We start from the raw sequence: 24,091 nt of genomic DNA on the forward strand, positions 1-24,091 counted from the left end.
TCGCCATGAAAGCGAATATTGGAACAATCGACCGTAGCCTGCGCATTGTCGTCGGCCTGTTGCTCATTGCCCTCAGCCTGTCTGGCGTGATCGGTTTATGGGGCTGGATCGGTCTGGTACCGCTGGCCACCGGCGTTTTCCGCTTTTGCCCTGTTTATACGGTGCTCGGCATCAGAACGTGTAAACGCTGCTGAACAAAAGTGCTCGGGTGCATCAGACCGTGACGTGCATGCCCACGTACAGGATGGAGTATGGGAAGCAGAGGTCGTTACGGCGTTAACGGCTCACCGTTTTTTTGTGCACAGCATTGAGCGTTGGCGCCCATGCCGACGACCTTGAAACAATGACGGCGCAAGGGGCCGCTCTTATTCCCCCCTTCCAGCAGCAGCTCATGAGCACGGTGAAATCAGCGATGCAAACAGGCGGCCCCGTCAAAGCCGTTGAGGCGTGCCAGTTGCTCGCACCGAGCATTGTCGAGCAACACAGCCAGACTCCGTGGGTTGTGGGACGGACAGCCTTAAAGGTGCGAAATCCGGATAACGCGCCAGACGCCTGGGAAAAGCAAGTGCTTGAGCAATTTGCCCAGCGCACAGGCGCAGGTGAAGCCGTCTCGGCGTTGACCCACTCGGAAATCGTCGCGGGCGAGTTTCGAATGATGAAAGCGATCCCCACCGGCGAAGCATGCCTGGGATGCCACGGGAAAAAGATCAAACCAGAGCTGTTGACGGTCATCGATCAACGCTATCCACAGGACAAGGCCCGCGGTTTTGACTTGGGTGAATTGCGCGGAGCGTTTACCCTGCGTCGAACCCTGGAATCAGAAAATGACTGACTTCTAAACGCGCTAACACGCTCAGCCAGGCAAAGGTTTGGGCCATTTAGCGTCATGGACGACTTGATACCCACCCTCTTCGGCTTAATGTCGGGCAGCGACATGAGGGGGATCGCCGGGCCCATTAACCCTGAGACCGAGATGCCGGCTCAATCAACCATTGCTTGAGTGAATCAACACATGCCGCAGCCGAGCGACAGGACAGAACTCTACAGGATGATCGTTTGTTCGAACTGACGAGTTATTTGGGGCTTTTTTTCGTGGCGTTTGGCGCCGCGACTTTGTTGCCGCTGCAATCCGAAGCGGTGCTGGTCGGGATGCTGCTATCGGAGCGCTACGCGACAGGTTTGCTCTTGCTGACAGCCACGGCGGGGAATGTTCTCGGATCCCTGGTGAACTGGTACCTGGGTCGCTACATCGAGCACTTTCGCCACCGGCGCTGGTTCCCCATCAGCGACCGCCATCTGAACAAAGCCCAGCAAACCTATGGACGCTATGGGCGCTGGGCGCTCTTTTTCAGTTGGGTACCCATCATTGGCGATCCGATCACGATGATCGCCGGGGTCATGCGAGAGCCGTTCTGGAGCTTTCTGGCCATCGTCACCCTGGCCAAAGGCTCGCGCTATCTTGTACTGGCTGCGATCACCCTTGGTTAAACACCAGTGACAGCCGAAAACAGACTAGTTTCCGGCTATCTCAACGCGATTTCGACCCGAGCGCTTGGCGCGATACAGCGCTGCGTCCGCTGAACCATAGGCACACTCAAAGGTTGTCCCCGACGGGCTCGCACTGACCCCGAAGCTCGCGGTGATCTGACGATTGACTGGGTCCGCGAATTGATGAGTGGCAATAGCGTCACGCATGGCTTCTGCCAGCTCTAACCCGCGCGCCAATTTTTCACCTGTGATGAGAACGGTGAACTCCTCGCCCCCGACCCGCCCTATCATCCCGATATCCTCGACTACCTGGCGCAGGCAACCGACGATGCCCTGGATGACGGCATCACCGGCCGGATGACCAAACTCGTCATTGACGTGCTTGAAGTGATCGATGTCCAGCACAACCATTACCGCCCCGCTTTCCTGCAGGGCCTTAACAGTCAGATCGATGATCGCGCCCCGGTTCAGTACACCCGTCAAGGCATCATGGGTGGCACGGTATTCAAGTTGATGAGCCAGTGTTTGCAACTGTGCGTTCAGCAAGTTCATTTCTCGCTCGGCACGGTCGCTTCGCCCGATCAAGCGACGCGTTTCGCGCATCAGTCGTTCGTAATGAGAAGCCAGATCAGACAGTGATCGTCTATAGATCGACGCCTCAGCATCAGTCACCGCCAGGATTGAGCGGGCATGGTCGAGCGCGTCAGCCTCGCTTTTAAACAAATCCGGAACCGCGTCACTCGAAGCGCAAAGGGATGTGACTGAAGCTGACATGGCCGTCATCCTCATCAGATGGTGATTGGATGGTCGTTGAATCTGATAAACGTGAAATCCGCTTTCAACTCCTCGCCAAACTCGAAAATAGTTTCGTCCTCCTCGTCGTGATACCAGTTCACGTCGATGCGGTTTCCAGCCTGGGCAGATTGATCCAGCGCATCAAAAATACTGAACAGCATCTTGGTGCTGGAACTGTTGAAATACGCCAACGCAATGTTAACGGTAATGGCCGCGCCGTCTCGCTCAGCCAGAAACGTGCGCAGTTGGTGCACGATAGGGGCATAAAAAGCAGCCGCATTTTCAGGATACGATTCGCCCTTCATCGACAGAATGTCTTGATCGTAACGGAAATCAATTTCCGGCGAAGTGGCGGTTGCTTCTATATAAAAATTATCCATGGTCGACGTGTCACTCGTTTCAAATAATGGCTTTGAGGCAGAACAGTGTGGTTTCGGGATCATCTGTCCTTGGGTGGAAGCTAAACTCCAAAGGTGCGCTCGCGTCTCGCGCCATTGTCAGAAAGCCCAGCCCAGCCCCCTTGCTATCTGCAGGAGTTTCCGAGCGTAACGTTACCTTGTAAGCCGTTTTTATTTCTTCGAGAGACATGGTCCGCAAAGGCTCAAGCTTTTCTCGCAGGCGCTCAACCCCCATTGTCGCAATAGGGTTAGCGCACAGCATCAGGTGGTGCTCACCCTCGGTACTGATGCAGACAGCACCCTGGCGCAGAATCGAATTTTCAGAAAGCGCCGCCCCGATAGAGTCGGAGGAATAATGGATGATGTTCTGCGAAAGCTCGACGAACGACGAAAATAACTTACGCCTTGTCGGACCACTGACCCCGGATATTTCCAGCTGCAGTTTGACGACCTCTGCCATTGCCGAAATCACATGGTGAGAGAAATAACCCTTGTGATAGAAAATCACGTTGCGCTGGCTGGCCAATTCGAAAAATGTGCCGTCCTGTTGAAAGGTCTGAGAGTTAGGCATGATCGGTCCTGAGGCGAGCACAAAATAGAGTCAAGTCGTCTCGACGGGTTTGCTCTCCCTGCCAGTTGAGTAGCGTATTTTTCAACGCGTCACAAATGGCTGCTGATGGGCTGGCACGATGTTCCAGTACGGTGTCGAATGCCTTGCGCTTGCCAAACGCAATGCCTTTAGGGCCACCGATTTGATCAGTCAGCCCATCGGTGGCGATGAAGATAAGGCTGCCGGGCAACATAGTGACGGTGCTCGGTGCCCACTCGAAGTCATAATCGCTGTCCACATAGCCGACGCCCATTCGCTGGCCGACGAGGGTCTGGAGCTGCTCCGAATCAGGGTGCAGCACGTGCAGCGACAGGCGTGCACCCGCGAAACTGAGCACGCGGGTTGCGTTATCGAACCAAAAAAAAGCCGCATCCAATCCATCATCTGATTCCGGCGTACCGTCAAGCCCGTCGACCTGTCCTAAAAGCTCCTTCACTGCACGGTTTACAGCAGACAACAGATCGGCCGGATTACGAGGCCCGATTTGACTCAATGCCTGCGTAAGGGACGAGGACGCAATCAACGTCATGAAGGCTCCCGGCACCCCATGGCCCGTGCAATCGGCAATGGCCCCAAACCAGCCGTCTGGATACGCGCAGAAATGATAAAAATCGCCACCCACCACATCCCGTGGTTCCCACAGAAGCGCAGCATCATCCAGCGTTAAGGACAAGGCATCGCGAGAAGCCCTGAGCATCGCGCGCTGAATCACGCTTGCGTACTCTATGCTTTGCATCATCTGACGATTTTTTTCCGCTTGCATGGCAGCCACAACGGCCATCAACTGCAAGCCATTACCTAAACCTGCGAACCGGCCGTCACGCGTGACGACAAACCCATCGGCCAGCGCTTTTTCGCCGAACTCGACGGTTTTGAAGGTCAGTTCCTCGATGCTCATCCCGGCATCAACCACCAAGGGCTCTTTGTCCATGAACGCGATGCAACTCTTCCTGTCGTAAAGCTCACGATGAAATGGCTTGCTCATCTGCGACATAAAGATATTTCGGTTGATAAGCCCAATGGGGCGGTCGCCCTCGACCACAGCCAGGCACACAATTTCACGCCGGGCCGTGAAGATATCCATGACATCCATGTTGGTGCTGTCCGGGTCGATGCCGGGCACCTCATGGCACAAATCATCCGCACAGCGATGGTCCCTGGGCAGCCTGGGGCGCATATATGTAAAGTGATCTGCCTGCATGCTCATATCATCGCGCCAGACTAAAGACAGCACTCTACCAGGGTGATGTTAAACTGATATTACAACGCATTTTTTATTTATCACCCATTACGAGCACACTCAGCGAAGTGGGCAGTGAGCACTAATCCCCTCCCCTGAGCGCTAAAGTTGTGCCACCTTGAGCAAAAGCCATGGGCCTTCCGGCAGCCCGTTGAAAGTCGTCACGCGACAGTCATGACTCCAGACGCATGATCACTTCCCATGGAATATTTTCACTCGCTTTCGAGTGGTTTTTTAATGTTGAGTGGTGGCCCTATGTCCGCAAACACCTTGCAAGCCGATCTTGCCTTCCGACCACGTCTTGCTGATCTTCAACCTTTGATCATTTCCCCGACATTTCGCCCGACCGCCCTGGAGCGCTCGGTGAAAAAAAGGGTCACTCCGGCGGCGCAACTAAAAGACCGGCCAGGCTATGACAGTCAATTTCTCGGTGACTTCGTCGTGCCCTGGCCGACGGCGGAGTCGGCACTCGCGGTAGATGTTTATCCCATTGACGATAACGGGAACCGACTGGACTACATGCATTTTTCCGTCACGATGTCTCGTAGCCGGCGCATGGCGCTTTACGTGGGCGTTAACATTGACGGCACGAGCGGCGTCGAACTGGAACGACGCAATGATACCTGGGCTTATGACGGGCGCCTTCCTGTGGAAGCTCAACTGGGAGAGGATCTCTATCGGGATAACGAGCTTGATCGCGGTCACTTGGTACGACGCCAGGATCCCAACTGGGGTGCAGAGGCGCAGACCGCTAATGACGATACATTCCACTTCACCAATTGCTCACCGCAGATGGCCGCGTTCAATCAAAAGACATGGCTTGAATTGGAAGATTACATTCTCGACAACACACGTCGCTGGAAAGAGAGGGTAACGATTTTTACCGGGCCACTGCTGCGTGACGACGACAAGAAATACCGAGGCGTGCAAATCCCCACCGCCTACTGGAAAGTCGTCGCGTTTCTGGGCGATGACGGAAAACCTTCAGCCAGTGCCTACATGATCGATCAACGTCATGAACTTGAAAGGCTGGAGTTCATGTTCGGTGCGGTGGGTACTTATCAACGCAGCGTGGCCCGGATAGAGAGTCTCACGGGAATACAATTCGGGGATTTGGCCAACTATGATGGCTTTTCAAATGAAGAGCGACTGACGGGCACCCGAATTGAAGCCTACATCAGAGGTCCTCAGGACATCAGGCTTTAACCCCATCCTTATTCATGATCAAGCGAGGCAGCGAACCCCGAAGTTCACAGCCCGAGTTCCCTGTGCCTCGTAAAGGACTCGGCAAAATAATCCATAACGGTACGTACAATTACTGACCGCTTGATGTCGGGGTGAGTGACTAACCAGATGTCACGTGAAAAAGGCACCCCGCCGTGTTCCAGCTTGATGAGCCCGGGGTCTGCATCGCCTAAAAAGCAAGGGAGACCCGCCACCGCTACGCCGGACCGGGCGGCAACCAGATGGCCGCTGATGTCGCTGAGTTCGCAAGCAACGGCGCGCTTATCTGCGATCTCAAGCAGCCACCGTTGCTGGGGCATATCGGCAAACTCTCTTTCATAGGCAATGAACGCCCAATGTTCCGGCGTGGCAAGATCCGGGTAGGTACGGCTTGCGTATAGACCGAACATCATCCTTCCAACCCGGCGCGCAACGTTGCTCGATTCACTTGGCCGCACGTGCCGAACAGCAATATCCGCCTCACCGCGACTCAAGGAGATTTGATGGGCCTGCGCGCTGATTGATAACTGAATCCCGGGATACTTCTGACGAAACTCAAACAAGCGTGGCGCGATGAAATGCGTTGCCAATACAGGGGACGCACTCAACGTAACGCGTCCACTCAAGGATGTCCGCTGCGATTTAACCTGCCGAGTGACATCGAACGCGGCACTCTCCATGCGCCCTGCCTGTTCCACAACCAGTAGGCCCGCGGCCGTCAGACGGCAGGATCGTGGCAGACGCTCGACTAAAGGCGTTTGCAATTCAGCTTCGAGCGCCGCGATCCGTCGACCGACTGTGGCATGGTCTACTCCCAGCTCGCGTGCCGCACCGGAAAGCGTTCCAACCTTGGCCACCGCTAAAAGGTAACGCATGTTTTCCCAATCAAACATCGGTGCAAATTCTCACAGTAGCGTTGTGCATATGTGGAATTTACACGATAAGCGAGCCGAGGATAGTCTCCTGCCTGATGCAAACAACATCTGAATAAGCCTACACAGAGGCGGAGAATCCTATGAGTCTTGCCATGGCAATGATGCGGACCGGTAACGCGGACGTATTGCAACCGATCGACCTCAACGTCGGGCATCCCGGACCGAGTGAGGTGCTAATCAACCAGGCGGTGATTGGCGTCAATTTCGTCGACACCTACTTTCGAAGCGGCCTTTATCCGGTCACTACGCTTCCATCCGTTCTCGGCTTCGAAGGGGCCGGCGTCGTTGTCGAGGTTGGCAAGGAAGTCAGCCATCTGAGGCCCGGCGACCGGGTTGCCTACACCGGTGGACCGCTCGGGGCATACGCCGAGTCGCGTTTGCTCCCGCAGAGCCGACTCGTCAAGATCCCTGAGGCACTGTCGCTGGAGGCGGTCGGCAGTTCAATGCTGCGCGGGCTCACCGCACACATGCTCTTGCGCAAAGTCCATGCAACGAAACGCGGCGACTGGATTCTTGTGCATGCGGCAGCCGGCGGACTGGGGCAGATTGTCGTTCGCTGGGCAAAACGGCTTGGCGCCAACGTCATTGCCACGGTGGGCTCGGCTGAAAAAGTTGCGTTGGCGCACACGGCAGGCGCCGATGTTGTCTTATTGCATACCGATGAGCGCTGGGCAGAAGAGGCAGTACGCTTGTCAGATGGAAAAGGCGTGCACCTTGCTATCGATGGCATCGGGGGAAATATGGTGAGCCAATCGCTGAGCGTTGTTCGCCCTTTTGGGGTCGTCGCAAGCATGGGTCAACCCGCAGGGCCGATTCCACCGATAGCGGTCGAAGACCTGGGCTTCACCCGTTCGATCTCGCTTATGCGACCAAGCTCCCTTCTCTATGCCAATGATCCACAACTCTATACATCCGGGACCGACGAGCTATTGGACATGCTGGTGGATGGCATGACTACGCTAATCGGCGCGCGCTATCCGCTCATAGAAGCTGCAAAGGCTCACGCTGACCTGGAATCTGGCAAGACGACGGGAAGCGTGATCCTGACTGTATGAGCGCATCGCCGGCTGCCCAAAACCTGGCGGTACAGCGACCGAATGGCTCGTCAGGCAGCGGCAGTCATGGCAATGCCCTAAGCTAATAACCAAAAAGTATTTATTAGCTGTTTTTTATATCAATTATATTCAACCCACGCGCACTACTGGTCGTTGGCTAACACACTGAAGGCCGTGCGGCCGGGCGGCGATGTTGCGCAATAAACAACAGCCCCGGTTGTTGCCAGAGCAACAGTCGTTTAACGGTTGAGGGAGCGAGCAACACCGACTACCAAGTCAGAAGCGAGTCACTGAAGACGCGCATCCGCCTGGCCGTCGAACGAGCCGCCCCGCTCTTCACCGCCAACACCGCCGAACTGCGGAAGATTGCCTGAGGCATTGCAGCGCCAGGCTTTGCCGGCGCAGCGGCATCCCTAATTAGCGTGAGGACAGCGTGTGACAGCCATTCATCAACCCAAACCTGAGACTGCGCTGCAAATCGCCCGAGCGCTCGCCAGCGAGTTCGCCCAAACGGCGGCGGAACGCGACCAGCGTGGCGGCACCCCGAAAGCCGAGCGCGACGCCTTGCGCGCCAGCGGTCTGCTGGCCCTGAGTATTCCGCGGCAATACGGCGGCCTTGGTGCCAACTGGAGCGACACCCTGGAGGTGGTACGCGAGTTCGCCAAGGTCGACAGCTCGATTGCCCATGTCTATGGTTTCCAGCACCTGATGCTGGCCACCGTGCGGCTGTTCTCCCGACCGGAACAATGGCAACCATGGTTCGAGCTGACTGCACGCAACAACTGGTTCTGGGGCAACGCCCTGAACCCGCTGGACACCCGCACCGTATCGAAAAAACTCACCGGCTGGCGCGAATTTTCCGGGCGCAAGAGCTTTTGCTCCGGCTCCGCCGATTCGGAGATGCTGATTGCCTCGGCGCTGGATGAGAACACCAGCGGCAAGCTGTTGATCGCGGCCATCCCCACCCACCGCACCGGCATCACCCTGAATGGCGACTGGGACAATATCGGCCAACGACAGACCGACAGCGGCAGCGCCACCTTCGAACGGGTGCGCGTGGAAGAAAATGAACTGCTGCTTGATCCGGGGCCGCTGAGCACGCCCTTTGCCTGCCTGCGTCCGCTGATTGCCCAACTGACCTTCGTCAATCTGTTCCTCGGCATTGCCGAGGGAGCGTTCGAGGAGGCGCGCTCCTACACCTTGAAAGAAGCACACCCCTGGTTCAAGGCCAAGGTCAGCCATGCCCATGAAGACCCCTATGTCCTGCGCCATTACGGCGAATTCTGGGTCGCGCTGGAAAGCGTGCGCCTGCTCGCCGAACGCGCCAACCGTCTGCTCGACGAAGCCTGGAGCAAGGAACATCAGCTCGGCAGTGAGGAGCGTGGCCAGTTGGCCGTCGCCATTGCCACCGCCAAAGTGGCCGCCACACGCGCCGGGCTGGACCTGACCAGCCGTCTGTTTGAAGTGACCGGCGCCCGCGCCACCCATGCGGCCCTGCGTCTGGATCGCCACTGGCGCAACCTGCGTACCCAGACCCTGCACGACCCGGTGGATTACAAGCTCCATGAACTGGGTGACTGGGCGCTCAACACCGCGCTACCCACTCCGTCATTTTATTCATAGGCCTGACCATGCACCTACTCACGCTGCCGCCCTCCCCAGCCCTGGCCACCTCGATCCGCGCCACCGCGCAGGTGTTCGAAGACCCGAAATCGCAGGCGCTGCTGACGCACCTGCAACAGGTCGCCCCCAGTGATGCCAGCGTGTTGATCATCGGCGAAACCGGCACCGGCAAGGAGCTGGTGGCGCGCCATCTGCACAACCTCAGCGCCCGCCGCAACAAGCCGTTTGTTGCGGTCAATTGCGGGGCATTCTCTGAAAACCTGGTTGAAGCTGAACTCTTCGGCCACGAGAAAGGTGCCTTCACGGGCGCCCTGAGTGCCAAGGCCGGCTGGTTCGAAGAAGCCAACGGCGGCACGCTGTTTCTCGATGAAATCGGCGACTTGCCGATGCCTGTCCAGGTCAAGCTGCTGCGGGTGCTGCAAGAGCGTGAGGTGGTGCGTCTGGGCTCACGCAAAAGCATTGCGATTGATGTGCGCGTGCTGGCCGCCACCAACGTTCAGCTGGAAAAAGCCATCAACGCCGGACATTTTCGGGAGGACCTCTACTACCGGCTGAACGTGGTCAGCCTGGAGCTCAGCCCACTGCGGGAGCGGCCGGGCGACATCCTGCCGCTGATCCGTCATTTTATCGCTGAATACAGCCGCCGCCTGGGTTATGGCGAGGTGGTGCTGGATGCCGAGGCTCAGCAAAAACTGGTCAGCTACTCCTGGCCGGGCAATATTCGCGAGCTGGAAAACGTCATTCACCACACCCTGCTCATCTGCCGCGACAAGCTGATTCGCCTGCAGGATCTGCACTTGTCCAACCTGCGTATCGAGCGCCAGGAGAGCCCGCACCACGAACAGGACGAAAGCGCCGATGCACTGCTGCAGCGGGCCTTCCAGAAACTGTTCGAGGAGGAAAGCGGAGCCTTGCACGAAAAGGTCGAAGAAGCGCTCCTGCGGGCCGCCTACCGCTTCTCCCATTACAACCAGGTGCACACCGCCAGCCTGCTGGGGCTCAGTCGCAACATCACCCGCGCCATGCTGATCAAGGTCGGTGAACTGGCTGTTAACAAACGCCGGCCGGCACAAAGCACCCAAGGCGGCAAAGTGGTCAACATCTCGATCTGATGCACAATGCCCCTGTGCTTCGGCTCAAGTCATTGGCCAAGGCACAGGCCCCTTAACCAGCGCCCTCAAGCAGCGGCACCCTGCCCGCGCGCACCGCCGCCCAGGTAGAAGTCCTGAATATCGCTGCGTGCCGCCAACTGCCCGGCCGTGCCTTCACTGACTACCCGGCCACTTTCCAGCACATAGCCGTATTGCGCATAACGCAGGGCGAGGTTGATGTTCTGCTCGGCAATCAGGAAGCTGACGCCCTCGCACTGGTTGAGCTGATGGATGATCTCGAAGATCTCCTCGACGATCTGCGGTGCCAGCCCCATGGAGGGTTCATCCAGCAGCACTAACTGCGGCTTGGCCATCAGGGCACGACCGATCGCCACCATCTGCTGTTCACCGCCGGAGATGTAACCCGCCAGGCTTTTGCGGCGCAGCTTCAAACGCGGGAACTGCTCATAGACCTGTTCCAGATCGGCCTTCAGTTGCCCACGGGACACCTTACGGGCAAAGGCACCGGTCCGCAGGTTTTCCTCCACCGTGAGCTGGGCAAAGCAATGGCGACCTTCCAGCACCTGCACCAGACCGTTGGCCACCAGATTGTGCGGCGCGCTCTGGGTGACATCCTGGCCTCGGTAGAGAATCCGGCCCTGCACCACCTCGCCTCGCTCGGCCCGTACCAGGTTGGAAGCGGCTTTCAAGGTCGTGCTTTTGCCCGCGCCATTGGCCCCCAGCAACACAACGATCTGTCCTTGTGGCACCGCCAGCGATACGCCGCGCACAGCCAGGATGGCCTGTTCATACAGGACTTCTATGGCGTCGATCTGCAAGATGGGTACGTTGCTCATGCTGCCCTCCACACAATGAAAAAGCCGGGACGCCTGAAGCCCCCGGCTCAGGCATGCCTCAGGATTCCTTGCTGCAATCGCGCGGAATAATGCCTTTCTCCTTGGCGTACTGGTGCGACGAGGCTTCGATGATCGGCCGCAGCAAGGCGCGGTCGGCCTGTACCCAGTCACTGATCAACTTCCACTGGCTGCCGTCCCACTGCTGGAAACGCACCGCGCCGCCACCTTCGTGGTCCGAGCAGGAAAGTTGCAACGGCTGCACCAGGCCCAGCGCGCCCAGCTCTTTCAGGCGGGCATCATCGAGCTTGAGGTTCTCGAAGCCCCAGCGCACTTGCTCGCCGGTCAGTGGGTGCTGGCCGAATCTGGCTTGGGCGATACGTAGAGCCTCGACGTTGAGGATGCCGTTGACCACCCCCAGGTTGTAGTACACGGTGCCGAAACGCTTCGGATCGGCCAGATCGCCATTCCCCTTGGCCACCACCTGCTGCTCAATGCCTTGCAGCACCGGGAAGCGGGTACCCGACGGGTGTGTGGTGATGGAGATAAACCCCTTGGCCGCAGCACCGGCCGGTGCTGCGTCATCCTCGGAGTTGCTCCAGATATTGCCGATGATGTGATCCGCCGGGTAACCGACCTTTTGCGCGGTTTTCAAGGCCACCGGGTTCATCACGCCCCAGCCGCGCAGAATCACCCAGTCCGGTTTTTCCCGGCGGATATTCAGCCACTGCGACTGCTGCTCGTTACCCGGATGGGGAACTTCCAGCAGGGTCAGCTTGAACTGATATTTGTCGGCCAGGGTCTGCAGTACCTCGTTGGTTTCCTTGCCATAGGGCGAACCGTGATACAGGGTGACGATTTTCTGGCCCTTGAGTTGGTCCATGCCTCCGGCCTGCTGCCCGATGTAGTTGATGATCGCCGACACCTCGGAGTACGGGTTCAGCTGTAACGGGAAGGCATAGGGAAACACACTGCCGTCGGTGGAATCGGTGCGGCCGTGGTTGATGGTGATCAGCGGCAGCTTGTCAGCCGTCGAGCGTTCCAGGGTGGCGTAGGCGATACCCACCGACAGCGGGTTGGTGGCGGCTGCGGGAGCACCGTTGAGGCCCTTCTTCAAGCGCTCGTAGCACTCCACCCCCTTCTCGACCACGTATTCGGTTTCGCACTCGCTCCAGGTCAGCTTGACCCCGTTGACCCCGCCGTTGGCGTTGACGTATTTGAGGTAGTCGATAAAACCACCGAAGAAACCGGTGCCGCCAGCCGCGTAGGGACCCACCCGGTAACTCTGCAACGGGAAGTACTGTTCGTTGTCTGCGTGCGCGGTAAAGGCAGTGGCACTCAGGCTGACGGCCAGCGCCAGGCGGCTGAGAAGAGTTCGCTTCAACATCGGAGTTTTCCTTGTTCAATTATCAAGTCAAAGGTGCAGCGAGGGGGACGGGACCGCAGTCCGGTTTTGCATGCTTCTCTCAGTAACGCAGCGGCCATAGCCGTGCGCGCTGGCGAAATTTCTGCCACAGGCGCGCCAAGCCCTCTGGCTCCTTAATCAGAAACACAATGATCAGCGCTCCGAACGCCATCTTCTGCAGGTTCTCAATTTGCCCGGCATCAATCAGCCCGGCCGGCAACAAAGCTGCCAGGTTCGACAGCAGCACCGGAAACAGCACGATAAAGGCCGCGCCGAGGAAGTTGCCGAGGATGCTACCCAGGCCGCCGATAATGATGATGAAGAGGATCTGGAAGGAACGATTGAGGTCGAAGCCGTGGGGCTCCACCGTGCCCAGGTAGGTGAAAGCCCAAAGCGCACCGGCAATGCCGAGAAAAAAACCGCTGATGGCAAACGCGAGCAGCTTGGTTTTTAGCAAGGGAATGCCAATCACCGCCGCTGCGGTATCCATGTCGCGCACCGCCATCCAGTTGCGCCCCAGTTCGCTGCGCACCAGGTTTTTGCCCAACCAGAACAACGCCACCACCACGCCCAGGGTCAGCAGATAACGGCCGACCGGCGAATTGAAGTCCACACCGAAAATCTCCAGACGCGGGGCACTGATTACACCCGAGGCGCTGTTGTTGGAGAACCAGCTGAACTTGGTCAGCACCCAGGTCACAAAGAACTGCGCCGCCAGGGTCGACACCAGTAGATAGAAGCCCTTGATCCGTAGGCTGGGCAAACCAAACAGCACCGCCACGAGCGCAGCCATCCCCCCGCCACAAACCATGCTCAGGAGCAACGGCAGGCCGAGGCGCAACTCGACGTTGTAAGTGGCAAAAGCTCCCACCGCCATAAACGCCGCCGAGCCCAGCGACAATTGCCCGGCATAGCCGGTGAGCAGGTTCAGCCCCAGCCCGGCCAACGACAGCACCAGAAACGGAATCAGAATGGCGCTGAACCAGTAGTCGTTACCCAGATAGGGCACGCCGACAAAGGCCAACAGCAGCAGTGCGATCAGGCCGTAACGGTCTTGGCGCAGGCGAAACACACGGCGATCCTGGGCATAGCGGGTGCTGAACTGCCCGGCTTCCTGATAGAACATGATGAGACTCCTTAAACGCGCTCGATCGCGTGTTCGCCAAACAGCCCTGACGGCCGCACCAGCAGGAACAACAAGGCCAGTACATAGGGAAACCAGTTCTCAATGCCGCCACCGATAAAAGGGCCGAGATACACTTCGGCGAGCTTCTCCGAGGCACCGATGATCAGGCCGCCGACAATCGCCCCGGCAATAGAGGTAAATCCGCCGATGATCAGCACCGGCAAAGCCTTGAGAACCACCAGCGACAGCGAAAACTGCACCCCCAGTCGCGCGCCCCAAAGCAGGCCGGCGACCAGGCCGACAAAGCCGGCCACCGCCCACACCAGCACCCACACCCGCTGCAGCCGAATGCCTACCGCCAGGGCCGCCAATGGATCATCGGCTACCGCACGCAGCGACAAACCGATACGGGTCTTGTTGAACAGCAGCGACAACACCAGCACCAGCAGCATGGCGGTCACGGCAGCAAAGATGTCGAACTGCGACAACAGCATGCCACCCAGTTCCAGCGGCTCGTCGCTGATGCCCAGTTCCAGGCCATGCACCTGGGCACCCCACAGCGCCTGGGAAAAGCCTTCAATAACGTAGGACAAGCCAAGGGTGGCCATAAACAGGGTGATTGGCGAACGATTGACCAGAGGGCGCAACACCACGCGCTCCACCGCCACCGCCAGCAGCACCATGGCCGCCAGACTGATGACAAACGCCAGCCAGAACGGCACGCCGCGTTCCAGCAGACTGACAAACGTCAGCGCGGAGAACAGCACCATCGCGCCCTGGGCGAAGTTGAAGACGCCGGAGGCCTTGTAGATCAGCACAAAACCGATGGCCACCAGCGCATACATCACACCGGCCAGCAGCCCCCCAATTAAGACCTCGAAGAAAAATTCCATGTCTGTTCCTGTTTTACGGGCGAAGCAACTCTGGCCACCTGAGTTCAGGCAGCGATAAAACGCAGGGGTTAGTGGCGAGTGCCGAGGTAGGCGGCGATCACCTCGGGGTTCTGCCGCACCTGTTCCGGCGGGCCGTCACCGATCTTGCGGCCGTAATCGAGCACCACCACATGATCGCAAATACCCATGACCACGCCGATGTCGTGCTCGATCAGTACGACGGTGGTGCCGAACTCGCGGTTGATGTCGACGATAAAGCCGCTCATCTCCTGCTTCTCTTCGGCGTTCATCCCGGCCATCGGCTCATCCAGCAACAGCAGGCATGGTTCGGCGGCAAGAGCCCGGGCCAGCTCGACGCGTTTTTGCAGGCCATAAGGCAGCTTGCCGACGACCGCGTCGCGCCAAGGCTGGATATGCAAAAAATCAATGACCCGCTCAGCGGCCTCACGCTGGCGGTCATCCTCGCCCGCCGCACGCCCCATACGCAGCGCCTGTTCGACCCAACTGCTGCGGCGCTTGAGATTGCGGCCAGTGAGTACGTTGTCGAGCACGCTCATTCCCTTGAACAAGGCAATGTTCTGAAAGGTCCGGGCAATCCCGCGCGCTGCCGCATCATGCGGGCGCATGCGCCGACGTTCCTCACCGGCAAAACGGATACGTCCTTCCTGGGCCTGGTACACGCCATTGATCACGTTCAGCAACGAGCTTTTGCCCGCACCGTTGGGGCCGATCAAGGCGCAAATCTCGCCAGCGGCCACCGCGAAACTGATGTCGGTAACGGCTTTTACGCCCTTGAACGACAGGGAAATATTTTCCAGCTCCAGCAGACATTCCGCCTTTGCCCTGTGTGTCTGTGTCATGAGTAATGTCCTGTCAGGCCAGTTGCGAGCCGCCGTCGATCCAGCCATTGGCCTGCGGCGCGGACCAGGGCGGCGGGCTGTACCACTGCGCCGGGTCCGGCCAGGTGCGAACCTCAATGGCCAATGCCTGAAAAAATGCCTGGGTTTGCGGCGCCAGTGCCTCGCCGACCAACAACGGCGTGCGGGTGCGGGAAAAACCGAGGACGTCGCGTAGCGGCCGGCGAATCAGCCAGTAGCCGAGGTGGCGTTGCAATACTCCGGGCTGTGCCTCCAGCGCCCAATCCACCAGACGTCGACGCCAACTGCCCGACTCCGGTAAACGCGCCAGCACCTGGGCATGCAATCGCCCATAGGTCTCCCGGGTGCCGACCACCAAGGTCGGGCCCAGCTCACGCCGGTCCTGATCGCGGGTCGCCAGGTTCTCGGGAAAATTCAGGCGAAAACCGGCAATCAGCCACGGTGCCAGCAGGTAACGGGCCTGACCACCGGCGGCAAACGCACGCGTGGCCAGGGCTTCTTCCTGCTGTCCAAGCTGCTCGCTGTGCACTAACTGCTGGCCTTCCTGGAGCAACTCGGCATGGCTGATCCGCTGCTGCTCGCTGCACTGGCCAGTGCCCAAACGGTAGAAGGCAAATGCCGTACGCTCCGGCCGCGCCTGCGGCCTGGCCATTCGATCACCGCCGTGCTGCACCAGCCGCGCAAACTCGAAGGCGTTGTCAAGCGGGGTCAAACCCGCCAGCCCACGACCATCGGCATACATCAGCAATTTGCTGGCCACGCCGCTGGCACGCAGGCGCTGAATCTCCTCATGCCCCTCGGCGAAGACAAATTCGCTGCGTAGTTCGCGCAGCAATTGCACCTGCTCAGCGGCCGTATCCAGCGGATCAAACAACGCGGCCACGCCGCCCAGCCACTGCGCCGCCAGAGCGGCCATCAAGGCCTCCGGACGGGGGCGACTGACAATCACCAGCGTCGTGTCCGCAGCAAAGCCATGCGCCTGCAACGCCGCTGCCAGGCTTTGGACCTCATCGGCCAACTGGCTCCAGGTGCGTACTTGCCAGACACCAAGACGCTTGTGGCGCAGGGCGATGCTGGACGCTTGCATGCGTGCCTGCCGTTGCAACCACAGCGGCAGCGTAACGGGCGCATCGTGCGGGTTATCGGTGAGTGTCAGCATGTCCGTGCCTGCCCTTTACGCCAGCGCCGGAGCCTTGGCCGCGACGTTCTGCTGTTCCAGTTCACGCACCAGTGGCAGTACCTTGCGGCCGAAGAACTCCACTTCTTCCTGGAAGTGCAGGAAGCCACCCAGTACCAGGTCTACACCTACTGCCTTGAGCGCGACGATGCGTTCGGCAATCTGCTGCGGCGTACCGATCAGGTTGGTCTTGAAGCCATCGTTGTACTGCACCAGGTCTTCGAACGAGGACTTGGCCCAGTTGCCTTCGCCCTCAGGGCTGGAAGCACCGGCGTTCTTCACTTCGCTGCCGAAACCGTTAACGGCCTCAGGGTCGGCCTTGGCGATAATCTCGTCCAGCACCGCACGGGCTTCGGCCTCGGTGTCACGGGCGATGACGAACGCATTGACGCCGATTTTTACCGAGTGGCCATTGAGGGCCGCCTTGGCACGGATGTCGTCGACCTGGGCCTTGATGCCTTCCACCGTGTTGCCATTGGTGAAGTACCAATCGGAAACCCGAGACGCCATGTCCCGTGCCGCGCGCGAGCTGCCACCCTGGAAGATCTCCGGGTGCGGCTGCTGCAGTGGCTTGGGCTTGAGGGTGTAGTCATGGAAGCGGTAGAAATCGCCGTGAAAGCTGAAGTTGTCCTGGGTCCAGATACCTTTCAACGCCTGGATAAATTCTTCCGAGCGACGATAACGCTCATCGTGATCCAGCCATGGCTCGCCAATGGCGCGGAACTCGCCCTTGAACCAGCCCGAGACGATGTTCACGGCAATACGGCCATTGGTGAACTGGTCAATGGTCGCCAGTTGCTTGGCCGCCAGCACCGGGCTCCATGGCCCTGGCAGGATGGCTGCGATGACCTTGAGCTTCTCCGTGGCGGCCAGCAGCGCATGGCTGATGGTGACCGACTCATGCTGGTTTTCGGCACCGTAACCGGCGGTAAAGCGGATCTGCGACAAGGCATATTCGAAGCCGGCTTTTTCAGCGATCTGTGCCAGCTTGCGGTTGTAGTCGATGTCCCAGCTGGTGCGCTGTTCGATCTTGCTGACCACCAGGCCGCCGCTGACGTTAGGCACCCAGTAGGCAAATTTGATGTTGTCTTGACTCATTGCATGCACTCCACTCAGTCATTGAAATTGGGGTTGATCCGGGATGTCAGGCAGCGCTGGCTGTGGGCTGAACATGCGGGTTGACGCTCAGCACCGCCGCCTCCACCGCCCGCTCGATGCGTTCGAGCAACTGCGGGTTGGCAATCTGGTAGTGGGCGAAGTCAGCTTCGGCGGCGTATACGCCAATCGGCAGGCTAAGGGCCTGGAAGAAACCGAACAGCGGACGCAACTGGTGATCGATGACCAGAGCATGACGGTCCGAGCCACCAGTGGCGGCCAGCAATACCGGCACGTTTTTCAGGGCATCGTGATGGACGAAGTCGAACAGGTGCTTGAACAGGCCAGTGTACGAGGCGCGATACACGGGACTGGCGGCAATCAACAGGTCAGCCGTCTCAATCGCCTGTAGATCAGCCTGCACAGCGGCGGGCAAGTCTTCACGGCGCAGCACACCCGCAAACTGCGGGCCGACTGCGGACAACTCAATCAAATGCAACTCAATGGGCAACTGCTGGGCCAGGCCAGCAACCAGTGCCTTGAGCAGCACCAAGGTGCGTGATGGTTGCTGCACGCTCCCGGACACTGCGACCACTTTCAGTTTCTTGCTCATTGCCAGTCCTCATCGCCGCAGAGGCCACTGTGGCATCTGTACAAGAACTAGAGCAGCAACCGTGCCATACCTATATTTATATATAAATCAAAGAGTTATTAATATTAAACGTGATAACACAGTGTCCATCGGCAGACAGGCTGTTGATCAAGTGTTGCGTCATCAACACCTGCTCCTTGATGGCGAGCGCTGGAACGCAGCAAAGCGCTGTTGCTGAGCAGTCAGCGCTTCAACAAGCTGCCCGCCCGGCGACAATCCCAAAGATCGTTAAAAACGCTGCAGCCCTGATTTAGCGAGGCGTGTACTGCCAGGCATGACCTGTGCACTGACAGCCGTAACCAGCAGGCCACACGGTCTGCTCGTTCTATTGCTAACAGAAGGAGCACCACCATGACCGCCCAGCAACAGCACCTGCCGCACACACTCGCCACCGGCACTGACTACCCAGCCTTGGCCGAGCGCTTTCGACCGATCTTTGCGCGCATCGCCGCCGGTGCGTTGGAACGCGAACAAACCCGTCGCCTGCCATTTGAACCGGTTAAATGGTTGAAGGAAGCCGGTTTTGGCGCAGTACGCGTACCCGTGCAATACGGTGGCTCCGGCGCGTCCCTGCCCCAACTGCTGCAATTGCTGATCGAGCTGGCCGAAGCCGACTCCAACGTGCCCCAGGCCTTGCGCGGCCACTTTGCGTTTGTCGAAGACCGTCTAAACGCCCACGTCAGTGCTGCGCAGGACATCTGGTTCAAACGTTTTGTCGACGGTGAGCTGGTAGGCAATGCCTGGACCGAAGTCGGCAGCATCAAGATTGGTCAGGTCGGCACCCGCGTCTCGCGCCAGGGTGACCAGTGGGTGGTCAATGGCACCAAGTACTACAGCACCGGCAGCATCTTCGCCGACTGGATTGACCTCTATGCCCAGCGCGATGACAATGGCAGCGACGTGATTGCTGCGGTGCGCGTGGATCAGCCGGGCATTCAGCAAAGCGACGATTGGGATGGTTTTGGTCAGCGCACCACTGGCAGCGGCACTTCGGTGTTCGTCAACGCCGTGGTCGAGGACGAGAACCTGCTCGACTTCTCCACCCGTTTCAAATACCAGACCGCTTTCTATCAATTGGTGCTTTTGGCCGTACTGGTCGGCGCTGGACGTGCCGCAGTGCGCGACATTGCCGAGGAAGTACGCAAACGCACGCGCATCTTCAGCACGGGCAACGCCAGCCAGGCCAGTCAGGATGCTCAGGTGCAGCAGGTGGTCGGCAGGGCCTCGGCCCAGGTCTACGCCGCCGAAGCCACGGCCCTGAGCGCTGCCGCTGCTTCGCAGCTGGCTTACGAAAGCCACTTCGGTCACAGCGCCGAAGATGAACGCGGTGCCAACATCGCTGCCGAACTGCAATCCGCCCAGGCCCAGGTGGTGATCTCCGACCTGGTACTGCGTGCCACCAGCGACCTGTTCAACGCCCTCAGCGCCTCGGCCACCAGCACCAGCAAAGCCCTCGACCGCCACTGGCGCAATGCTCGCACCGCCGCCTCCCACAACCCGCTGATCTATAAAGAACGCATCATCGGCGACTGGGAAATCAACGGCACCGAACCGCCCTATGTCTGGCAGATTGGCGGCGGATCAAAGCAAGCGTAAACGACGGGAAAGTTGGTGAGCGGCAGGGACAAATCGGCCCTGCTGCGCCGACTTCAGGACTCAGCGCTAGCGACAGCTCGGCGTCGTCGCCAACGCGCAGACATTGGATTGCGGGAACCACCGGGGATGCAGGATGGTAAAGGCTGCATTGCCCTGAGGTCGCGGGGCTCGCGGAAGGCAGCATTGGAGGATCACTGTGCGTCTCACGGATCGGGCGTAGGGCACGTTGACCCGGCCTTCTACGGCGATCGACCGCAACTGACGCGAGTCCGCGCAAGGAGGAAGTGCGGTACGTAAAGTACGCGAATGCTTGCGGAGTTCTCTTTTACGGGCTGGAGGTCAACACCGCATTCTCGGCTGACAGCTGCAACACCGCTGCGCACTCACTGTTTTTGCTCGATTCATGCTCACACCCTCCGGTGGCCCGGTCGGGATATTGAAGCTTGGTAACGGCATAACGGATCAGGCGTTCTTGCCTGACGGGGCCTGCAAGCGGAATTTTTCCTTGCGCTCGATCTGTACGACCTGACCGTTGTGCACGGTGATTTCCACCGAGCCGAACTTCAGCCCGCGCAGCGCGGCCTGGATCTCGCGCAGTATGCTGGCGTCGTCCTGACCTTCAAAATGACGGAGGGTAGCGGTCATGGTAGTGCTCCTTGAAATAACTCCCTGCGACTGGCGGAAATTGTGCGCAGTCAGTGGGCATGGCGTCGATAATAGAGAGCATCAAATATTCTTAAAAAGAATATTTAAGAACATTTATATTCTTTTTAGAAATATGCACACTGTTTGCACGACAACCTGCGAGGGGGCAACCATTGGGCAACGGATCTCTCCGATTCCGATCAGCTTGCGCGGGCACCAGTAGGGTTTCGTGGGCCGGGTCCACTCCTATGGCCAACAGCCTCGGTTGCGGGGACCAAGCGTTCCTATTGCCCCTAATATTCTTTTTAGTGCTAAGCAAATCATTATTTATTCCTTTTAAATCAGTCCGGACCTGAGCATAGTGAGCGTCACGCAGGGACTTAACCCTTAAGGAGCCCACATGCTAGTTGTATCCCTGGGCGGCAGCCCGAGTCTGAAATCACGTAGCACTATTCTGCTCGACAGCGCGAAGCACTGGTTGCAATCGCGTGGCGTTGAAGTGATCAGCTATCAAGTGCGTGATTTCAAGGCCGAAGAGCTACTGTTTGCCGATTTCAGCAGTCCCGCTATACAGCAACTGATTGAACAAGTGGGGCGGGCTGACGGCGTGATCATCGCCACCCCGGTGTACAAGGCATCGTTTTCCGGTGCGCTGAAGACCCTGCTCGACGTACTGCCCGAACGCGCCCTGGAGCACAAGGTGGTTTTGCCCTTGGCTACCGGTGGCAGCAGCGCCCATATGCTTGCGATCGACTACGCACTCAAGCCGGTACTGGCGGCACTGAAAGCACAGGAAATGCTGCACGCAATCTTTGCGGACGACAGCCAGATTGCCTACGGCGAAAACGGCGCTCCGGCGCAACTGGCACCGGCACTGAAGCAGCGCCTGGATGATGCATTGCAACAGTTCCAGCAGGCCCTGGCCCGCCGGCCAGCCCCGATTGAACCGGGGGTGTTGAATGATCGCCTGATCAACGCCCGGTGGAGTATCTGACACACCGCTACACACTGCACCCCACCTTACTCGCCCGCTAACGGGCAAGCAGGTCGCAACCCAATAACCCCATTGCAAAGGAGAGCGCCATGCGCCCTGTTACTTTGCGTCGGAGTCTGGTCGCACTGCTTGTCGCGGCCAGCGCTTTTGGCGCCATCACCCAGGCTCAGGCCGAAGAGCTGCGAATCGGCTATCAGAAATACGGAACCCTGGTGCTGCTCAAAGCCAAGGGCACGCTGGAAAAACGCCTGGCCGACAAGGGCATCGACGTCAAATGGACAGAGTTCCCCGGCGGCCCGCAGTTGCTGGAAGGACTGAACGTCGGCTCCGTGGACTTCGGCACGACCGGCGAAACCCCGCCCGTATTTGCCCAGGCCGCCGGCGCGGATTTGCTGTATGTCGCCCATGAGCCACCCGCGCCGACCAGCGAAGCCATTCTGGTGCCCAAAGACTCGCCACTGAAATCAGTCGCCGATCTCAAGGGCAAGAAAATCGCCCTGAACAAAGGCTCCAATGTGCACTACCTGCTCGTGCGCGCCCTGGAAGATGCCGGCCTGAAATACAGCGACATTCAACCGGTGTACCTGCCACCCGCCGATGCTCGTGCCGCTTTCGAGCGTGGCAGCGTTGACGCCTGGGTGATCTGGGACCCCTTCCAGGCCGCTGCCGAAAATCAGCTGCAAGCTCGCACCCTCCGTGATGGCCAAGGTCTGGTGAGCAACCACCAGTTTTACCTGGCGACCAAACCCTACGCCGAGAAACACCCGGAAGTGGTTGAAATCCTGATTGAGGAAATACGCGCCACGGGTCAATGGACCAAACACAACCGTGCCGAAACCACCGCCCAGGTCGCCCCGCTGCTCGGCCTGTCGGCAGAGATCACCCGTGTTGCAGTAGAGCGCCAGAGCTACGGCGCGCAGCTGATGACCCCGGAAGTGGTGCAGGCGCAGCAGAAGATCGCGGACACCTTTACCGACCTGAAGCTGATCCCCAGGCGGCTGGTGGTCAAGGACGTGATCTGGACGCCACCAACCCAGTCGCCCTCGACCAAAGTCGCCAAAGCTCAATAACGCTCGCCACTTGGCCACACCGCAGCCCGAATGTCCTCTTGGCTGCGCCCTATTTCGTAAGAGGAGACCACTCCATGAGCTTGAATATTTTCTGGTTCCTGCCCACCCATGGCGACGGCAAGTACCTGGGCACCGCCGAAGGCGCGCGTGCTGTCGATTACGGTTACCTGCAACAAATTGCTCAGGCAGCCGATCGGCTTGGTTATGGCGGCGTGCTGATTCCCACCGGTCGGTCCTGCGAGGACTCCTGGCTGGTGGCAGCATCCTTGATTCCCGTCACCCAGCGACTGAAATTCCTGGTTGCCTTACGGCCCGGCATCATCTCGCCGACCGTAGCCGCCCGTCAGGCAGCGACCCTGGATCGGCTGTCCAACGGCCGGGCGCTGTTCAACCTGGTCACCGGCGGTGACCCGGACGAGTTGGCTGGCGATGGCCTTAACCTGTCCCACGCCGAACGCTACGAGGCCTCGGTGGAATTCACCCGCATCTGGCGACGTGTGCTGGAAGGCGAAGTGGTCGACTACGACGGCAAACACATTCAAGTCAAAGGCGCCAAACTGCTCTACCCCCCCATACAGCAACCCCGTCCACCGCTATATTTTGGCGGTTCCTCCGAGGCTGCGCAGGACCTCGCCGCCGAGCAGGTCGAGCTGTACCTGACCTGGGGCGAACCGCCGGCAGCAGTGGCCGAGAAAATCGCTCAGGTGCGGGAAAAAGCCGCCGCCCAAGGCCGTGAAGTGCGCTTCGGTATCCGCCTGCACGTTATCGTGCGCGACACCAACGCCGAAGCCTGGGCCGCCGCTGACAAGCTGATTAGCCATGTCGACGACGACACCATCGCCCGTGCACAGGCTTCCCTGGCGCGCTTCGACTCGGTGGGCCAACAGCGTATGGCCGCCCTGCATGGCGGCAGCAGGGACAACCTGGAGGTCAGCCCCAATCTCTGGGCCGGCGTCGGCCTGGTGCGTGGCGGTGCCGGTACCGCGTTGGTCGGTGACGGTCCGACCGTGGCCGCACGGGTCAAGGAATACGCGGACTTGGGCATCGACACCTTCGTCTTCTCAGGCTACCCGCACCTGGAAGAATCCTACCGCGTCGCCGAGTTGCTGTTCCCGCACCTGGACGTTGCTCAGCCGGAGCGCCCGGAGAGCCGCAGCTACGTCAGCCCGTTCGGGGAGATGATCTCCAGCGACATTCTGCCCAAGGCCGCTTCGGCCAGTTGAGCGCTGGCGTAGCCGCGGGCCGTG

25 protein-coding genes and 1 pseudogene are annotated in these 24,091 nt (G+C 59.2%); 12 read left to right on the forward strand and 14 right to left on the reverse strand.

Going from position 1 to position 24,091, the window contains the following annotated elements:
* Nucleotides 1–5 precede the first annotated feature (5 nt).
* From ACP7B0_RS05430 to ACP7B0_RS05440, 3 genes are all read left to right on the forward strand, one after another.
* The gene (locus ACP7B0_RS05430; RefSeq protein WP_426139950.1) at nt 6–194 is read left to right on the forward strand and encodes a YgaP family membrane protein; all 189 of its coding nucleotides are present in this window, start codon (nt 6–8) and stop codon (nt 192–194) included.
* Between the two features lie 149 nt (nt 195–343).
* Nucleotides 344–832: a Tll0287-like domain-containing protein gene (locus tag ACP7B0_RS05435; RefSeq protein WP_426140077.1), complete on the forward strand. Its 489-nt coding sequence runs from the start codon at nt 344–346 to the stop codon at nt 830–832.
* Between the two features lie 224 nt (nt 833–1,056).
* Nucleotides 1,057–1,488, forward strand: a complete 432-nt coding sequence (locus ACP7B0_RS05440; RefSeq protein ID WP_426139951.1) for a YqaA family protein — start codon at nt 1,057–1,059, stop codon at nt 1,486–1,488.
* 24 nt (nt 1,489–1,512) lie between these two features.
* Here the strand turns inward: ACP7B0_RS05440 and ACP7B0_RS05445 are convergent, their stop codons facing one another.
* The 4 genes from ACP7B0_RS05445 to ACP7B0_RS05460 are packed head-to-tail and all read right to left on the reverse strand — an operon-like array spanning nt 1,513 to nt 4,468.
* A complete protein-coding gene (locus ACP7B0_RS05445) occupies nt 1,513–2,262 on the reverse strand; it encodes a GGDEF domain-containing protein (protein ID WP_426139952.1) in 750 nt (249 codons plus the stop codon).
* A gap of 14 nt (nt 2,263–2,276) precedes the next feature.
* Complete coding sequence (locus ACP7B0_RS05450) at nt 2,277–2,663, reverse strand: DUF1987 domain-containing protein (RefSeq protein ID WP_426139953.1); 387 nt, start codon at nt 2,661–2,663, stop codon at nt 2,277–2,279.
* Nucleotides 2,664–2,682: 19 nt separating this feature from the next.
* Nucleotides 2,683–3,252 (reverse strand): SiaB family protein kinase, encoded by a 570-nt coding sequence (locus ACP7B0_RS05455; RefSeq protein WP_426139954.1) that lies wholly within the window; start codon nt 3,250–3,252, stop codon nt 2,683–2,685.
* Nucleotides 3,245–4,468, reverse strand: coding sequence for a SpoIIE family protein phosphatase (locus tag ACP7B0_RS05460; protein WP_426140078.1), 1,224 nt, complete (start codon nt 4,466–4,468; stop codon nt 3,245–3,247). Before ACP7B0_RS05460 ends, ACP7B0_RS05455 begins: the two co-directional genes overlap by 8 nt.
* Nucleotides 4,469–4,786: 318 nt before the next feature.
* Between ACP7B0_RS05460 and ACP7B0_RS05465 the strand changes: the two genes are divergently transcribed.
* Nucleotides 4,787–5,737 (forward strand): DNA/RNA non-specific endonuclease, encoded by a 951-nt coding sequence (locus ACP7B0_RS05465; RefSeq protein ID WP_426140079.1) that lies wholly within the window; start codon nt 4,787–4,789, stop codon nt 5,735–5,737.
* 44 nt (nt 5,738–5,781) lie between these two features.
* On the opposite strand, the gene ACP7B0_RS05470 is transcribed toward ACP7B0_RS05465, so the two are convergent.
* On the reverse strand, nt 5,782–6,648 hold the full coding sequence (locus tag ACP7B0_RS05470) for a LysR family transcriptional regulator (RefSeq protein ID WP_426139955.1): 867 nt from the start codon (nt 6,646–6,648) through the stop codon (nt 5,782–5,784).
* Nucleotides 6,649–6,860: 212 nt separating this feature from the next.
* On the opposite strand from ACP7B0_RS05470, the gene ACP7B0_RS05475 reads away from it, so the two are divergent.
* From ACP7B0_RS05475 to ACP7B0_RS05490, 4 genes and pseudogenes are all read left to right on the forward strand, one after another.
* A complete protein-coding gene (locus tag ACP7B0_RS05475) occupies nt 6,861–7,745 on the forward strand; it encodes a quinone oxidoreductase family protein (protein WP_426140080.1) in 885 nt (294 codons plus the stop codon).
* 254 nt (nt 7,746–7,999) lie between these two features.
* A pseudogene (locus ACP7B0_RS05480) lies at nt 8,000–8,119 on the forward strand (FMN reductase); the annotation flags it as partial.
* 61 nt (nt 8,120–8,180) lie between these two features.
* Nucleotides 8,181–9,368 (forward strand): acyl-CoA dehydrogenase family protein, encoded by a 1,188-nt coding sequence (locus ACP7B0_RS05485; protein ID WP_426139956.1) that lies wholly within the window; start codon nt 8,181–8,183, stop codon nt 9,366–9,368.
* An 8-nt stretch (nt 9,369–9,376) separates the two neighbouring features.
* Nucleotides 9,377–10,480: a sigma-54 interaction domain-containing protein gene (locus ACP7B0_RS05490; protein ID WP_426139957.1), complete on the forward strand. Its 1,104-nt coding sequence runs from the start codon at nt 9,377–9,379 to the stop codon at nt 10,478–10,480.
* A gap of 65 nt (nt 10,481–10,545) precedes the next feature.
* On the opposite strand, the gene ACP7B0_RS05495 is transcribed toward ACP7B0_RS05490, so the two are convergent.
* The 8 genes from ACP7B0_RS05495 to msuE form a co-directional block, all read right to left on the reverse strand.
* Nucleotides 10,546–11,316: an ABC transporter ATP-binding protein gene (locus ACP7B0_RS05495; protein ID WP_426139958.1), complete on the reverse strand. Its 771-nt coding sequence runs from the start codon at nt 11,314–11,316 to the stop codon at nt 10,546–10,548.
* 58 nt (nt 11,317–11,374) lie between these two features.
* Nucleotides 11,375–12,700 carry an ABC transporter substrate-binding protein gene (locus tag ACP7B0_RS05500; protein ID WP_426139959.1) on the reverse strand — a complete coding sequence of 442 codons (1,326 nt, stop codon included), beginning with the start codon at nt 12,698–12,700 and terminating at the stop codon, nt 11,375–11,377.
* Nucleotides 12,701–12,779: 79 nt separating this feature from the next.
* On the reverse strand, nt 12,780–13,844 hold the full coding sequence (locus ACP7B0_RS05505) for a branched-chain amino acid ABC transporter permease (RefSeq protein WP_426139960.1): 1,065 nt from the start codon (nt 13,842–13,844) through the stop codon (nt 12,780–12,782).
* An 11-nt stretch (nt 13,845–13,855) separates the two neighbouring features.
* Entirely contained in the window at nt 13,856–14,737 is an 882-nt protein-coding gene (locus ACP7B0_RS05510; RefSeq protein ID WP_426139961.1) for a branched-chain amino acid ABC transporter permease, read from the reverse strand.
* Between the two features lie 68 nt (nt 14,738–14,805).
* Complete coding sequence (locus tag ACP7B0_RS05515; RefSeq protein WP_426139962.1) at nt 14,806–15,597, reverse strand: ABC transporter ATP-binding protein; 792 nt, start codon at nt 15,595–15,597, stop codon at nt 14,806–14,808.
* A 13-nt stretch (nt 15,598–15,610) separates the two neighbouring features.
* Nucleotides 15,611–16,774, reverse strand: a complete 1,164-nt coding sequence (locus ACP7B0_RS05520) for an AMP-binding protein (RefSeq protein WP_426139963.1) — start codon at nt 16,772–16,774, stop codon at nt 15,611–15,613.
* A gap of 15 nt (nt 16,775–16,789) precedes the next feature.
* The gene (gene sfnG / locus ACP7B0_RS05525; RefSeq protein WP_426139964.1) at nt 16,790–17,890 is read right to left on the reverse strand and encodes a dimethylsulfone monooxygenase SfnG; all 1,101 of its coding nucleotides are present in this window, start codon (nt 17,888–17,890) and stop codon (nt 16,790–16,792) included.
* A gap of 46 nt (nt 17,891–17,936) precedes the next feature.
* Nucleotides 17,937–18,500: an FMN reductase gene (gene msuE / locus ACP7B0_RS05530; RefSeq protein ID WP_426139966.1), complete on the reverse strand. Its 564-nt coding sequence runs from the start codon at nt 18,498–18,500 to the stop codon at nt 17,937–17,939.
* 390 nt (nt 18,501–18,890) lie between these two features.
* Here msuE and ACP7B0_RS05535 point away from each other — a divergent pair, with 390 nt between their 5' ends.
* Nucleotides 18,891–20,135 carry an acyl-CoA dehydrogenase family protein gene (locus ACP7B0_RS05535; RefSeq protein WP_426139967.1) on the forward strand — a complete coding sequence of 415 codons (1,245 nt, stop codon included), beginning with the start codon at nt 18,891–18,893 and terminating at the stop codon, nt 20,133–20,135.
* 462 nt (nt 20,136–20,597) lie between these two features.
* Here the strand turns inward: ACP7B0_RS05535 and oscA are convergent, their stop codons facing one another.
* Nucleotides 20,598–20,780 (reverse strand): sulfur starvation response protein OscA, encoded by a 183-nt coding sequence (gene oscA / locus ACP7B0_RS05540; RefSeq protein ID WP_426139968.1) that lies wholly within the window; start codon nt 20,778–20,780, stop codon nt 20,598–20,600.
* Between the two features lie 400 nt (nt 20,781–21,180).
* Here oscA and ssuE point away from each other — a divergent pair, with 400 nt between their 5' ends.
* From ssuE to ssuD, 3 genes are all read left to right on the forward strand, one after another.
* Nucleotides 21,181–21,774 (forward strand): NADPH-dependent FMN reductase, encoded by a 594-nt coding sequence (ssuE, locus tag ACP7B0_RS05545; RefSeq protein WP_426139969.1) that lies wholly within the window; start codon nt 21,181–21,183, stop codon nt 21,772–21,774.
* Between the two features lie 89 nt (nt 21,775–21,863).
* Nucleotides 21,864–22,844: a sulfonate ABC transporter substrate-binding protein gene (locus tag ACP7B0_RS05550; RefSeq protein ID WP_426139971.1), complete on the forward strand. Its 981-nt coding sequence runs from the start codon at nt 21,864–21,866 to the stop codon at nt 22,842–22,844.
* A 74-nt stretch (nt 22,845–22,918) separates the two neighbouring features.
* Complete coding sequence (ssuD, locus tag ACP7B0_RS05555) at nt 22,919–24,067, forward strand: FMNH2-dependent alkanesulfonate monooxygenase (protein WP_426139972.1); 1,149 nt, start codon at nt 22,919–22,921, stop codon at nt 24,065–24,067.
* Nucleotides 24,068–24,091 lie beyond the last annotated feature (24 nt).

It is taken from the genome of Pseudomonas sp. DWP3-1-2, assembly GCF_049896285.1.
Lineage (GTDB): Bacteria > Pseudomonadota > Gammaproteobacteria > Pseudomonadales > Pseudomonadaceae > Aquipseudomonas.